This window comes from Nocardia sp. NPDC005825, assembly GCF_040630175.1.
Lineage (GTDB): Bacteria > Actinomycetota > Actinomycetes > Mycobacteriales > Mycobacteriaceae > Nocardia.
In genome coordinates this window covers 937,945-950,912 of the sequence record NZ_JBEXXC010000001.1, presented here as the reverse complement: position 1 = coordinate 950,912, position 12,968 = coordinate 937,945, and the positions used below count along the sequence as shown (strand labels likewise).

Below are 12,968 nucleotides of genomic sequence, written 5' to 3'. Positions count from 1 at the left end.
GAGTGTCTATGGTCAATGCTGACTGTTCAGGAGAAGGTCAGAACGTATAGTCGGGCTGTGCCGAAGCTGTGGAACGAGACGATCGAGGCGCACCGGGGTCAGGTGCGGGAGGCGATCCTGGACGCGGCGGGCACGCTGGCCTCCGATCGCGGGCTGCGCGGGGTGACGATGTCGCAGATCGCGGAGCGGGCCGGGATCGGGCGGGCCACGCTGTACAAGTACTTCTCCGATGTCGAGACCATCCTGCGGACCTGGCACGTGCGCCGGATCGACGGGCACCTGCGCGAACTCGCCGCGGTGCGCGACGGTGTGGGCACGCCGGGGGAGCGGCTGGCGGCGGTGCTCACCGGCTACGCGCACATCGCCCGGCGAAGCCGCGGCCACGATCGGGAATTGGTGACCTTCCTGCATCCCGACGAGCAGGTCGTCCACGCGCACAACCAGCTTCGCGAGTTGATCGGTCAATTGGTCGAGGAGGGAGTGCGTTCCGGCGACCTGCGCGACGACGTGCCCGCCGTCGAACTCGCCGCATACAGCCTGCACGCCCTGGGCGCGGCCGCCGAGGCGAGCGACGACGCGGGCATCGCCCGGCTGGTCGCGCTCACGATGGGTGCGCTGATGTCCCGCCCCTGACCGGGAACCGGGCGCGCCGGAGCCCGGAGTGGCAGGATCGATGCCGTGAACGAACCATTGCACCCCAATGACATTCGGATCTCCGATGTCGAGCGTCGGGCGGGTGAGGAACGGCTGCGCAAGGCCGTCGATGCCGGGCTGCTCGACCTCGGCGAGTACGACACCCGCGTGCAGGCGATCTGGCAGGCGCGCACCCGTGGCGATCTGGCCGTGGTGGAGGCGGATCTGCCGGAGCACAAGGAGCCCGGACGCTCGGGCGGGCGGATCGCCATGATGGTGCTGACCATCGTGTGGCTGTCGCTGAGCGGGCTGAGCCTGGTCGTGTGGCTGCTGCTCGGGGTCACCCTGGAGTGGCTCTACCCGTGGTGGGTGTGGGTGCTGGTGCCGCCGGGCGTGGTGCTGGGTACGTTGCGCGCGTTCGGAATCGGGCGCAAGTAGCGCGGCTCGGTCAGGGGCTGTGGGGCCTCGGCGGGCGCGGCAGGATGTGCCTGGTTGGGTACCGCGCCCGCCGAGGGGACTGCCGTGTACAGCGTCCGATCCCGTCGTACGCGCGGAACCGCGGAGGCCGCCAAGGGCGAGCGGCCAACGTCGACAAGGCTAGGGCGGTGGTCGTCGGGTCCGGGGTGTACCGCGGGGTCACGCCTCTGCGGATTTGGGCCACGCCACGGATGTGCGTGCCGTGCGGCGCGCGGGGGTCGGACGAGGGGCGCGCGGGCGACACGCCCAAGATCGCTCGAAATTAGCTGAAGAATTGCTCAATTGGGCCGGTCGCGGGGATCGGATGGGAGATCATCGGCGACATGCTCGACGACTCCTGGTGTGTCCGTTCGATACACAGCGCTGCCGTGCTGGTCGAGTTCGCCACTAGCCGCGCGATGACCACAGCCGCCGTCCTGGCCGGGACGGGGCTCACCGAGGCAGATCTCGACGACCCGGACATCGAGATCGATATCGCCCAGGAGTTCCGGCTCGTCGAGAATATCCTGGACGCCACCGGCGACGAGCCGGGTGTGGGCCTGCTGGCCGGGTTTTCGGTGCACCTGAGCATGCTCGGCAGCCTCGGCATCGCCCTGAGCAGTTGCTCCACCGTCCGCGAGATGGTCGAGCTGTGGGCGCGGCACGCCGAATTGTCGTTCGCCTACTGCCGATTCGGCATCGCGGACGCACCGGACCGGGTACTGGTCGCCCTCGACACCGGGCCGGTGCCGCCACGACTGCGCCGCTTCGCCATCGAACGCGACCTGGCGGCGCTGCGCATCATTCAGCGCGAGCTGCTGAACTGGGACATCCGGGTGCGCCGCCTGGAGCTGACCCTGCCCTACGCGCCGGTCTACGAGGCGGTCGGCATGCTGCTCGGGATCGGCGATATCGGCTACGACCGGCCCGCCGACGTGCTGGTCCTCGATGCCGCCGACCTGCGACGCCCTATGCCGCAAGCGAATTCGATGCTGCGCCGCCAGTACGAGCAGCTGTGCGCCGAGATCGTGGAACGCCGCCGCGCCCGGGTCGGGCTGGCCGGCCAGGTGCGGGCCCTGCTCATGCGCCACGGCCGTGCCATCGACCAGGCCACCATCGCCGCCGACCTGCACATGAGCGTGCGCACCCTGCGCCGCCGCTTGGCCGACGAGGGCACCACCTTCCGGGAACTGGCCTGCGAGACGACGGGCCTGCTCGCGGAGGAATTGCTGGCCGCCGGATTCACCGTCGACACGGTGGCCACGCGACTCGGCTACACCAGTGTGTCGGCGTTCGCGACGGCGTTCCGGGATTGGAAGGGGCAGACCCCCGGGCAGTTCGCCCGTTCGGAGCCCGCGCCGCCGAACCGACGGCTGCGCCGCTAGCCGCGTGCAGCCGTGCATACGGCCGCCAAACTGAATCAGGTTTCAACAGCGGCTCGATAACCGCTGTATGAACTGCACTTTCACCCCGCGTGTGCGACAGATCACACGCGGGGTTCGATGCTGCCGGTATTGACCGGGATGGGCTTTTCGAGCATGGTGTCCGAAGAACTAAGCGCTTAGTAAGTTGCCTGCTCGCCGGACCGAACCGACCATCGGAGGACTCTCACATGACCAGATTCGAGGGCAAGACCGCCATCGTCACCGGCGCGAGCCGTGGGATCGGGCTCGGCATCGCGCAGCGCCTGGTGGACGAAGGTGCGCGGGTCGTCATCACCGCCCGCAAGCAGGAGGCCCTCGACGAGGCGGTGGCCGCGCTGGGCGGACCGGACAAGGCGCTGGCCGTGGCCGGTCGCGCCGACGACGTGGCCCACCAGGCCGAGACGGTGAAGCGGGCCGTGGACACCTTCGGCAGCGCCGACCTGCTGGTCAACAACACCGGCATCAACCCGGTCTACGGGACCATGATGCAGCTCGACCTCGAGGCCGCCCGCAAGATCGTCGAGGTCAACTGCCTGGCCGCGCTGTCGTGGGTGCAGCAGGCCTACGGCGCGTGGATGAAAGATCACGGCGGCGCGGTCGTGAACGTCTCCTCGGTGGCCGGGATCAAGCCCGCGCCCGGAATCGGTTTCTACGGCGCGAGCAAGGCGATGCTGACCCACATCACCCAGGAACTCGCGGTCGAGCTCGGCCCGGACATCCGGGTGAACGCGGTCGCTCCGGCGGTGGTGAAGACCAAGTTCGCGACCGCGCTGTACGAGGGCCGCGAGGAAGCCATCGCTGCCACCTACCCGCTCAAGCGCTTGGGCGTGCCCGAGGACATCGCGAGCGTGGTGGCGTTCCTGCTCTCGGCCGACTCCGCCTGGCTCACCGGGCAATTGCTCGTCGTCGACGGCGGCATCACCCTCACCGGCGGCGTCTAGTGGCGGACATGCAGGCGTGGCGGGTCCACGAACTGGGCGAGCCCGCGACGGTGATGCGCCTGGACACGGTCGCCCGTCCCGAGGCCGGACCGGGGCAGCTGGTCGTGCGGGTGCTCGGCGCGGCCGCGAACTTCCCGGACGTCCTGATGTGCCGCGGCCTGTACCAGGTGAAGCCGGCGCTGCCGTTCACCCCGGGCGTCGAGCTGTGCGGTGAAGTGGTCGCCCTCGGCGAGGACGTGACCGGTTTCGCCGTCGGCGAGCGCGTACTGGGTGGGACCACCCTGCCGCACGGCGGGTTCGCCGAGTACGCGGTGATGAACGCGAATCAGACCTTCTCCGCGCCATCGGATCTCGACGACGCCGAGGCGGCGGCCCTGTACATCGGCTACCAGACCGGCTGGTTCGGCCTGCATCGGCGCGCCGCCCTGCGCCCGGGAGAGACCCTCCTGGTGCACGCGGCCGCGGGCGGTGTCGGCAGCGCCGCCATCCAGCTCGGCAAGGCCGCCGGCGCCCGGGTCATCGGCGTGGTCGGCGGTCCGGAGAAGGCGGAGTACGCCCGCGAGCTCGGCGCGGACATCGTGATCGACCGCAGGACACAGGATTTCGTCGAGATCGTGAAGGCCGCCACCGACAATCGCGGCGCGGACGTCATCTACGACCCGGTCGGCGGCGACACCTACGCGCGGTCGACCAAGTGCGTCGCGTTCGAGGGTCGCATCCTGGTGGTCGGTTTCGCGGGCGGTGAGATCCAAAGCGCCGCCCTGAACCACGCGCTGGTGAAGAATTATTCGATCGTCGGACTGCACTGGGGTCTCTACAACGCCCACGACCGCGCGGCGGTCGCCCACTGCCACCGGGAATTGACCCGGCTGGCCGCTGACGGCGCGATCCGGCCCCTGGTCAGTGAGCGACTGGCCCTGGCGGACCTCGCCGACGGCGTTCAGCGCCTGGCCGACGGCAAGACCGTCGGCCGTGTCGTCTACACCCCCTAGTCCCCTCGGGAGAACCCTATGAGCAACGAAACACAGCGGGTAGCGATCGTCACCGGGGCCGCGCGCGGCATCGGCGCGGGCGTGGCACGACGGCTGGCGGCCGACGGGATGGCCGTCGCCGTGCTGGATCTCGACGAATCCGCCTGCAAGCCGGTGGTCGCCGAGATCGAGGCGGCCGGTGGCCGGGCCGTCGCCCTCGGCGCGGACGTGTCCGACGAGCAGTCGGTGACGGCCGCGGTGGAACGGGTGGCCGCCGAGCTCGGCGCGCCGACCGTGCTGGTCAACAACGCGGGCATCATCCGCGACAACATGCTGTACAAGATGACCGTCGACGACTGGGACGCCGTCATGGGCGTGCACCTGCGCGGCGCGTTCCTGTGCACCAAGGCCGTACAGAAGTACATGGTGGAGCAGAGCTTCGGTCGCATCGTGAACCTGTCGAGCACCTCGGCGCTGGGCAATCGCGGCCAGGCCAACTACTCCGCCGCCAAGGCCGGGATCCAGGGCTTCACCAAGACCCTCGCCTTCGAACTCGGCAAGTTCGGCGTCACCGCCAACGCGATCGCGCCCGGCTTCATCGAGACCGAGATGACCCACGCCACCGCCGAACGCCTGGGCATGTCCTTCGAGGACTTCCGCCAGGCCCTCATCGCGACCATCCCGGTCGCGCGGTCGGGCAAGCCGGAGGACATCGCGCACACCGTCTCGTTCCTGGTCAGCGAGGGCGCGGGCTTCGTTTCCGGCCAGGTCATCTACGTGGCCGGCGGGCCGAAGAACTAGCGGCGCAGCACGATCGGAACGGAAGGAACGCGAACGATGCAGGTATTCCAGGGTTTGCCCGAGCTGGAGAAGGCCGTCGGCACCCATCTGGGTTACAGCGACTGGCACACCGTGACCCAGCAGCAGATCGACCTGTTCGCCGACGCGACCGGCGACCACCAGTGGATCCACGTCGACGCCGAACGCGCCGCCGCGGGACCGTTCGGGGCGACCGTGGCGCACGGCTTCCTGACCCTGTCGCTGCTGCCGATGCTCACCGACAGCGTGTACACGGTCGAGGGGCTGTCGATGGGAATCAACTACGGCGCCAACAAGGTTCGCTTCCCAGCCCCCGTGCCGGTCGGTTCCCGGGTCCGGGCGGGCGTCGAACTGGTGTCGCTGACCCCGACGAACGCCGGCGTGCAACTGGTCGCGCGGGTCACGGTGGAGATCGACGGCTCCGCCAAACCGGCCTGCGTCGCCGAGCACGTCGCCCTGCTGGTGCCGTGATGAGCGCGCCGAACACCGCCCCGGCGGGCGGCGAGCTGCCCGGGCTGGACCTGACCCGGCTCGCCACGTGGCTGGACGGCGCCCGGCCCGGCTTCGCGGCCGGGCCGCTGGCCGGACGGTTGATCTCCGGCGGCCGCTCCAACCTCACCTATGTGGTGGGAGACGGTGTCTCCGAATGGATCCTGCGCCGCCCGCCGCTGGGACACGTGCTGGCCACCGCACACGATATGGGCCGCGAGTTCCGGGTCATGAGCGCGCTGGCCGACACCGCCGTCCCGGTCCCGCGCACCTATGTGCTGTGCACCGACCCCGATATCCTGGGCGCGCCGTTCTATCTCATGGAAAACGTTGCGGGCGTGCCCTATCGGGAGGCGGCCGAACTCGAGGCGCTCGGACCGGAGCGGACCCGGGTGATCTCCGAGGGTATGGTCGACGCGCTGGCCGCACTGCACAGCGTCGACCCGGAATCGGTGGGGCTCGGGGACTTCGGGAAGGCGAGCGGCTTCCTGACCCGGCAGGTGCACCGCTGGAAGAAGCAGCTCGACGCCTCCTACACCCGCGATCTACCCGCCGCCGAAGCGCTGTACGCGCTGCTGGCCGCGGAGCAGCCCGAGCAGTCGCCCGACGGGATCGTGCACGGCGACTACCGGCTCGACAATGTCCTCGTCGACGCCCAGGACCGGGTGGCCGCCGTCGTCGACTGGGAGATGGCCACCGTCGGCGACCCGCTCACCGACGTCGCCCTGCTGACCCTGTATCAGCGGCTGGGTGATCTGGGCGTGCCCGGCGACATGTCCGGCGCCCCCGGCTATCTCACCGAGGACGAGACCCTCACCCGCTACGCCGAGCACAGCGGCCGCGACCTCGCGAACTTCGGGTTCTACCGGGGACTGGCCGCCTTCAAACTGGCCGCCATCCTCGAAGGCATCCACTACCGCTACCTGCACGGCCAGACCGTGGGCACCGGATTCGACACCATCGGCGACGCCGTCGAACCCCTGCTGCAGGCCGGGATCGACGCCGTGAAGGAGACCGGCCGATGACCGCCACGGTGCGAGACGAACTCCGGCGCGCGGCGGGAGCCCACGCGGCCGCCGACCCGGACGCCGAGATCGCCACCGCGGTCGCGGCCGCCTACTGCGCCGACGTCGCTGTCGAAGCGGCCGAGGAAGCGGTGCAGTTGCACGGCGGTATCGGCATGACCTGGGAATATCCGGCGCACTTGTATCTCGAGCGCGCCAAGGCGGACCAGATCGGTCTGGGCAGTGCTGGGCGTCACCGCGCGACGCTCGCCACCCTGATCGATCTCCCGATGGTGGGGCACGGAATCGGGGACTGAGGAGCACCCAGACCGGCCGCCCCGCCCGAAACGGTGCCGTGACACTCGCTGTCACGGCACCGTTTTCGTCTGCGCCGAGCTGTCGGGGGCGCGGTTCAGGGCGCGATGGTGAACGACGCCGGATCGAGTGCGCGCTTGAGGATCTTCCCGGAAGGGCCCTTGGGCAGTTCGCCGCCGATGGCGAACACGCGCGGCACCTTGTAGGCCGAGAGCCGTTGCTTGGCCCAGTCCCGCACAGCGCCGGCGTCGAGAGCGACACCGGGACGCGGCACGATCGCCGCGGCGATCTCCTCGCCGTAGTGATCGTCGGGGATGCCGACGACGGCCGCCTCGACGATATCGGGGTGCTGATAGAGCACCTCTTCGACCTCGAGGGGGTAGACGTTGTAGCCGCCGCGGATGATCATCTCCTTGACCCGCCCGGCGATGCGCAGATCGCCCTCGGCGTCCAGGGATCCCAGATCGCCGGTCCGCAGCCAGCCGTCGCGCAGGGCTTCACCGGTCGCGTCGGGACTGTTCCGATAGCCCTTCATCACGACCGGCCCGCGCAGGAAGATCTCGCCGATCTCCCCGGGCGGCAGCACTTTTCCGTCCGGATCGCGCACCTCGATCGCACAGCCCGGCAGTGCCCGGCCCACGAAGCCCGGCTTGGCGGGCAGATCGAGCGGGCGATAGGTGGCGGCCCCGGCGGTCTCGGTGAGGCCGTAGCCCTCCCGGATGACGCAGCCGAAGCGTTCCTGGAAGGTGCGCAACACTTCCCCGGGCAGCGACGCGCCGCCCGAGGACGCCATGCGCAGGCTCTCGAAACCGGAGCGGTCCAGGCCGTCGGCGGCGCGCAGCATGGCATTCCACATGGTCGGCACCCCCGAGACGAAGGTGAGCCGGTCACGCTGGATCATCGCCAGCAGCCGGGCCGGATCGAACCGCGACAGCAGCGACAGACTCGCCCCGGCGTACAGGGTGACCGCCATGACACAGGCCTGCCCGAAGACGTGGAACAGCGGCAGCGACGTCCCGCCGCGGTCCTCGGGGCCAACCTCGAAGACGGTCGCGAAGGTCCGCGCGCAGGCGATGAGATTGCCGTGGGTGAGCTCCGCGCCCTTGGGCCGGCCGGTGGTTCCGGAGGTGTAGATCAGGGTGGCGGTGTCGTCGTCGCGTACCGGATACGGCTGTTCCGGAGTCGAATTCGCGACGAGCAGACCCCGCAGCTCCGGTTCCAGCAGTACCCGATCACCGTGTCCCACACCGAGATCGTCGCGCAGGTGGGCCAGGACGGCGGTGATCCGGTCGCGCAGGTCCGCGTAGGACCACACGGAGTCCTCGTCCCCGCGCACCGCGATCCGGTCGGGCGCGGTGGCGGCGTGGGTCCAGATGACGTCGGCGGTAGTGGCCATGTGCGTGTGTCTCCGGGGATCTCGTCAGCCGAGGGCCGCGAACGCGGCGTTCGCGTACCCGTGGGTCCGGGGATTGCCGAGCAGGCCGGTGCCCATCTTGTTCATCACGTACGAGACGGTGGCCCGCCGCTCGGTGTCGATCGCGATGAGCGACCCACCCCAGCCGCCCCAGTAGCAGGCGCGGCGATCGGGAATGTGCGGCGCCGAGGGCGAGGCCAGCGCGAAACCGATGCCGAAGCGCAGCGGCACCCCGAGCACCAGATCGACGCCGTCGGACTGGGTGCGGAAGATCAGATCGATGGTCTCCGGCGACAGCAGCCGTACCCCGTCGACCTCACCGCCGCAGGCGATCACCGATTGGATGCGGGCCAGCGCACGGGCATTGCCGTGGCCGTTGGCCCCGCCGATCTCCGCGCGCCGCCACTCGGGCGTCGCGGCGGTCGCCGCATCGCCGGGCGGGCCGCTGAAGGCCCGCAGCATGAAGACTCCCGCGGCCATCGCGGCGGGATCGATCGGAACCTGTGGCGGCGGAACGACATTGCTGACCCGCTCGAACTCCGACTCGGGCAGCCCGATGTGGAAGTCCGCGCCCAGCGGACCGGAGATCTCCTCGGCGACGAAGCGGCCCAGGGTGCGGCCGTCCACGCGACGAATCAGCTCGCCCAGCAGGTGCCCGTAGTTGAACACGTGGTACCCCGACGCGGTCCCCGGCTCCCACCACGGCTCCTGCGCGGCCAGCCGCGCGGCCGCCGCCGGCGCGTCGTACATGTCCGGGACCGTCATCGGCTGTTCCCAGGCCGCGACGCCCGAGGTGTGCGACAGCAGGTGCCGGACCAGCACCTGCTCCTTGCCCGCCGCCGCGAACTCCGGCCAGTAGTCCGACACCGGGGCGTCGACGTCGAGCAGGCCGCGGTCGACCAGGATCAGCGCGGCCAGCGCCGTCACGGTCTTGGTGCAGGACCAGACATTGGTGATGGTGTCGCGCTGCCAGGGCAGTGTCCGCTCCGGATCGGCCCAGCCGCCCCAGATATCGACCACCGGAACCCCGTCGACGGTGACCGCGATGGCCGCGCCGAGTTCTTCGCCGGAGTCGATATTGCGGGCCAGCAGCTCGCGCAAGGCCGTGAAACGCTCGTCGCAGCGGCCCGCGATCGTCGCGGATGAGGTCGTCGGTTCGGGCATCGCTGATCTCCTGAGTGCTTCGACGTCGTCGGACGCACTCTATCTCAAACTTGACGCCGCATTCGGAAATGGCGAAATCTGTTGGGGCACAGTCAGGATGACGCGTCAAGAATCCGGACTTGAATCCGGAATCAAGTTCGGATAACGTTCCTGGCGAGTCAGTAACCACTGTGCGCGACCCACGATCAGGAGTTGTCGATGTTCGAGCTGTCGGAGCGGGCCCGCGGATACCGGGACGAGCTGCTCGCCTTCATGGACGAGCGCGTCTATCCGGCCGAAGCGGTGTACGAGGCGCAGATGGCGGAATCCGGGGATCCGCACTTCCATCCGCCGGTGCTCGAGGAGCTCAAGACCGAGGCCCGCAAGCGCGGCCTGTGGAACCTCTTCCACCCGCACCCGGAATGGGGCCCGGGCCTGACCAACCTGGAGTACGCGCAGCTGGCCGAGATCATGGGCCGCAGCGTGGTTCTCGCGCCCGAGGCCACCAACTGCAACGCCCCCGACACCGGCAATATGGAGGTGCTGACCCTGTTCGGCACCCCCGAACACCAGGAACAGTGGCTGCGCCCGCTGCTCGACGGCGAGATCCGCTCGGCGTTCGCCATGACCGAACCCGCGGTCGCCAGCTCCGACGCCACCAATATCCAGCTGCGGATGGAACGAGACGGCGACGAGTACGTGCTCAACGGCCGCAAATGGTGGACCTCCAACGCCCTGCACAAGAACTGCAAGGTCATGATCGTGATGGGCAAGACCGATCCCGACGCGCCGACCCACCGGCAGCAGTCGATGATGGTCGTGCCCATGGACACCCCCGGCGTCACCGTGGTGCGCGGACTGCCGGTCTTCGGCTACCAGGACCGCGAGGGCCACGCCGAGGTGCTCTTCGAGAACGTGCGCGTGCCCGTCACCGCCCTGCTCGCCGGTGAGGGCGACGGGTTCATGATCAGCCAGGCCCGCCTGGGCCCCGGCCGCATCCACCACTGCATGCGCGCCGTCGGCATGGCCGAGCGCGCCCTGGACCTGATGATCGACCGGGCGCAGTCGCGTGTCACCTTCGGCGAGCCGGTGGCCAACCGGGCCAATATCCAGGACTGGATCGCCGAGGCGCGCATCGAGATCAATATGGCCCGGCTGCTCACCCTGCAGGCCGCGTACCTGATGGACACCGTCGGCAACAAGGCCGCCCGCACCGAGATCGCCGCCATCAAGGTCGCGGCCCCGAACGTGGCGCTGAAGGTGATCGACCGCGCCATCCAGGTGCACGGCGGCGCGGGCGTCTCCGACGACTTCCCGCTCGCCAGCATGTACGCCCACATGCGCACCCTGCGCCTGGCCGACGGACCCGACGAGGTGCACAAGCGTTCCATCGCCCAGTGGGAACTGCGGCGTCGCGACCCCGAGTGGGGAAAGCGCGCCCGCTAGCCGCGCGCCGGAAGTTCTCCAGTGGCTGCGAGACTGTACCGGTGACCGGATCAGAGGATCGCTCGCGCGCGGACGAGACGCGGGCACGGCTGCTGGACGCTGCGATCGTCGCCTTCGCCGAGCGCGGCTTCCACGGCTCCACCACCCGCGACATCACCTCGATCGCCGGATTGAGCACCGCGGCCATCTATGTGCACCACCGCTCCAAGGAGGAACTGCTCTACCAGGTTTCGCGCGCCGGGCACGAGAACACCCTGGTCCGGCTGCGCGACGCACTGTCCTCCTCCGACGACCCGGTGGAGCAATTGGTCGCGGTGATGCGCGATTTCGCCATCGACCACGCGCGCGGGCACACCGGCGCGCGGGTCGTGAACTACGAGCTCGCGGCCCTGAGTCCCGAGCATCAGCGCGAGATCAAGGATGTCCGCCGCGTCATCGACACCGAGATGCGGCAGCTCATCGAACGCGGCGTCACGGCGGGCGTGTTCGACAATCCGAATCCGCGCATGGCCGCGGTGGCGCTGCTGTCGCTGGGTATCGACCTGGCCCGCTGGTACCGCGACGACGGGCCGCTCTCCCCGGAGGAGATCGGCGACTACTACGTCGATCTCGCGCTGCGGATCGTCGGGGCGCGCCGCTAGGTCAGGACTGGGCACGGCCCTGCTGCCACTCCGGCCATGGGATCGACCAGTCGCCGTTCTGCCAGATGTCGAGCGGCTCGCCGCCGGTATTGCGGACCTCCACCACATCGCCGGGGACGACGAAGTCGAAGAACCAGGTGGCGTCGTCGGGGGAGATGTTGAGGCAGCCGTGCGAGACATTGGTATTGCCCTGCGCCCACATGCTCTGCGCCAGTTCGTGGACGTAGATACCGTCGTGGCTGATCCGCACCGCGTGATGGATGGTGGTCCGGTAGCCGAGGCTGGTGTTGGTGGGCAGACCGTAGGACGCCGAATCCATGATCACCGGATCCGTGCGGTCCAGCACCGTGTAGGTGCCCGGCCGGGTCCAGAACGACAGCGTGCGCCCGCCGATCACCGCGGAGCCGCCCATGCCCATCGACGTCGGCATGGAGCGCACCAGGTTTCCGTTGTCGAAGACGTCGATCATCTTGGTGTTGTCGTCGGCGATCGCCACGTGCGCCGCCCCGATGGTCACCGACACCCGCTGATCGCGTTGGCCGAACGCGCCGTCGCCGAGCGGGGCGCCGAACAGGTCCGCCGTCACCGTGATCCGGGTGCCGGGCGCGTGATAGAGCTCGGGCCGCCAATGCGCGTTGCGATCGTCGAGCCAGTACCAGGCCCCCGCGACGGCGGGCGCGGTCACGACCTTCAGCGCGGCTTCGGCCGCCACCCGGTCCACGGCCTCGGTGAAATGCGCGACGAGCACGAAACCGACTCCGTACGTGTCGTTTTCGGCGAGGTCCACCTGGTTCGCCGACCGCAGCGAGACGTCGACGATCCGATCGGGCTGGGGCGTCGTGTAATTCGCGGTCGCGGTGATGTCGCCGGACTCGCCCTTGGCCACGGCTTTCACCGTGTACGTGTGGCCGTAGCCGAGCGGTTCGGCGCTGACCCAGCTCTTGTGGTCGGCGGCCGGCGCGCCGGGCAGCGGGCGGCCGGTCTCGTCGAGCCATTCCACCGAGGTCAGGGTGCCGTCGGTGACGGTCACCGTACCGGGCGCGCGGGCCGACACCGGCTGCGGCGCCGGCGCGGGCTCGAAGTGGATCTTGGCGGGCGTGGGCGGCGCCGAACGGTCCCGGCCACAGCCCGCGAGTACCAGCCCACTCGCTCCGGCGAATCCGAGCAGTAATTGACGGCGTCGCACTGCCATCGCGTGCCTCCTTCACCGGGTGCCGATGATCATGATCAGTGGATCAGCATTCGTCGGCGCGACGCGGCAGCCACGCCGAC

The 12,968-nt window shown here is 69.5% G+C and carries 13 protein-coding genes and 1 pseudogene; 11 read left to right on the top strand and 3 right to left on the bottom strand.

Annotated features, from left to right (window positions below):
• The first annotated feature begins 57 nt into the window (after positions 1-57).
• The 9 genes and pseudogenes from ABZ382_RS04545 to ABZ382_RS04505 form a co-directional block, all read left to right on the top strand.
• A complete protein-coding gene (locus ABZ382_RS04545) occupies positions 58-633 on the top strand; it encodes a TetR/AcrR family transcriptional regulator (RefSeq protein ID WP_357083879.1) in 576 nt (191 codons plus the stop codon).
• A gap of 45 nt (positions 634-678) precedes the next feature.
• Positions 679-1,071 (top strand): DUF1707 domain-containing protein, encoded by a 393-nt coding sequence (locus ABZ382_RS04540; RefSeq protein ID WP_357083876.1) that lies wholly within the window; start codon positions 679-681, stop codon positions 1,069-1,071.
• A gap of 437 nt (positions 1,072-1,508) precedes the next feature.
• Complete coding sequence (locus tag ABZ382_RS04535; RefSeq protein ID WP_357083873.1) at positions 1,509-2,474, top strand: AraC family transcriptional regulator ligand-binding domain-containing protein; 966 nt, start codon at positions 1,509-1,511, stop codon at positions 2,472-2,474.
• Positions 2,475-2,701: 227 nt separating this feature from the next.
• A complete protein-coding gene (locus ABZ382_RS04530; protein ID WP_357083871.1) occupies positions 2,702-3,454 on the top strand; it encodes an SDR family oxidoreductase in 753 nt (250 codons plus the stop codon).
• Positions 3,455-3,462: 8 nt separating this feature from the next.
• Positions 3,463-4,446, top strand: a complete 984-nt coding sequence (locus tag ABZ382_RS04525; RefSeq protein WP_357083868.1) for an NADPH:quinone oxidoreductase family protein — start codon at positions 3,463-3,465, stop codon at positions 4,444-4,446.
• Positions 4,447-4,464: 18 nt separating this feature from the next.
• Positions 4,465-5,226 (top strand): 3-oxoacyl-ACP reductase FabG, encoded by a 762-nt coding sequence (gene fabG / locus ABZ382_RS04520; RefSeq protein ID WP_357083865.1) that lies wholly within the window; start codon positions 4,465-4,467, stop codon positions 5,224-5,226.
• 36 nt (positions 5,227-5,262) lie between these two features.
• Positions 5,263-5,715, top strand: a complete 453-nt coding sequence (locus tag ABZ382_RS04515) for a MaoC family dehydratase (protein WP_357083862.1) — start codon at positions 5,263-5,265, stop codon at positions 5,713-5,715.
• Positions 5,715-6,758, top strand: a complete 1,044-nt coding sequence (locus ABZ382_RS04510; protein WP_357083859.1) for a phosphotransferase family protein — start codon at positions 5,715-5,717, stop codon at positions 6,756-6,758. Before ABZ382_RS04515 ends, ABZ382_RS04510 begins: the two co-directional genes overlap by 1 nt.
• Positions 6,759-6,781: 23 nt before the next feature.
• Positions 6,782-7,054, top strand: a pseudogene (locus ABZ382_RS04505) (acyl-CoA dehydrogenase family protein); the annotation flags it as partial.
• Between the two features lie 95 nt (positions 7,055-7,149).
• On the opposite strand, the gene ABZ382_RS04500 reads toward ABZ382_RS04505, so the two are convergent.
• Both ABZ382_RS04500 and ABZ382_RS04495 read right to left on the bottom strand, forming a co-directional pair.
• On the bottom strand, positions 7,150-8,448 hold the full coding sequence (locus tag ABZ382_RS04500) for an AMP-binding protein (RefSeq protein WP_357083856.1): 1,299 nt from the start codon (positions 8,446-8,448) through the stop codon (positions 7,150-7,152).
• Positions 8,449-8,472: 24 nt separating this feature from the next.
• Positions 8,473-9,630: a serine hydrolase domain-containing protein gene (locus tag ABZ382_RS04495; protein WP_357083854.1), complete on the bottom strand. Its 1,158-nt coding sequence runs from the start codon at positions 9,628-9,630 to the stop codon at positions 8,473-8,475.
• Positions 9,631-9,822: 192 nt separating this feature from the next.
• Between ABZ382_RS04495 and ABZ382_RS04490 the strand changes: the two genes are divergently transcribed.
• Positions 9,823-11,055, top strand: a complete 1,233-nt coding sequence (locus tag ABZ382_RS04490; protein WP_357083851.1) for an acyl-CoA dehydrogenase family protein — start codon at positions 9,823-9,825, stop codon at positions 11,053-11,055.
• Positions 11,056-11,096: 41 nt separating this feature from the next.
• On the top strand, positions 11,097-11,696 hold the full coding sequence (locus tag ABZ382_RS04485; protein ID WP_357083848.1) for a TetR/AcrR family transcriptional regulator: 600 nt from the start codon (positions 11,097-11,099) through the stop codon (positions 11,694-11,696).
• A 1-nt stretch (position 11,697) separates the two neighbouring features.
• On the opposite strand, the gene ABZ382_RS04480 is transcribed toward ABZ382_RS04485, so the two are convergent.
• On the bottom strand, positions 11,698-12,888 hold the full coding sequence (locus ABZ382_RS04480; protein WP_357083845.1) for an Ig-like domain-containing protein: 1,191 nt from the start codon (positions 12,886-12,888) through the stop codon (positions 11,698-11,700).
• Positions 12,889-12,968: the final 80 nt, after the last annotated feature.

Excerpts from the sequence above, each read along its gene's own strand:
- ABZ382_RS04535 (WP_357083873.1), top strand. The coding sequence starts at position 1,509 with ATGACCACAGCCGCCGTCCTGGCCGGGACGGGGCTCACCGAGGCAGAT.
- fabG (WP_357083865.1), top strand. The coding sequence starts at position 4,465 with ATGAGCAACGAAACACAGCGGGTAGCGATCGTCACCGGGGCCGCGCGC.
- ABZ382_RS04495 (WP_357083854.1), bottom strand. The coding sequence starts at position 9,630 with ATGCCCGAACCGACGACCTCATCCGCGACGATCGCGGGCCGCTGCGAC.
- ABZ382_RS04510 (WP_357083859.1), top strand. The coding sequence starts at position 5,715 with ATGAGCGCGCCGAACACCGCCCCGGCGGGCGGCGAGCTGCCCGGGCTG.
- ABZ382_RS04480 (WP_357083845.1), bottom strand. The coding sequence starts at position 12,888 with ATGGCAGTGCGACGCCGTCAATTACTGCTCGGATTCGCCGGAGCGAGT.
- ABZ382_RS04530 (WP_357083871.1), top strand. The coding sequence starts at position 2,702 with ATGACCAGATTCGAGGGCAAGACCGCCATCGTCACCGGCGCGAGCCGT.
- ABZ382_RS04500 (WP_357083856.1), bottom strand. The coding sequence starts at position 8,448 with ATGGCCACTACCGCCGACGTCATCTGGACCCACGCCGCCACCGCGCCC.
- ABZ382_RS04515 (WP_357083862.1), top strand. The coding sequence starts at position 5,263 with ATGCAGGTATTCCAGGGTTTGCCCGAGCTGGAGAAGGCCGTCGGCACC.
- ABZ382_RS04525 (WP_357083868.1), top strand. The coding sequence starts at position 3,463 with ATGCAGGCGTGGCGGGTCCACGAACTGGGCGAGCCCGCGACGGTGATG.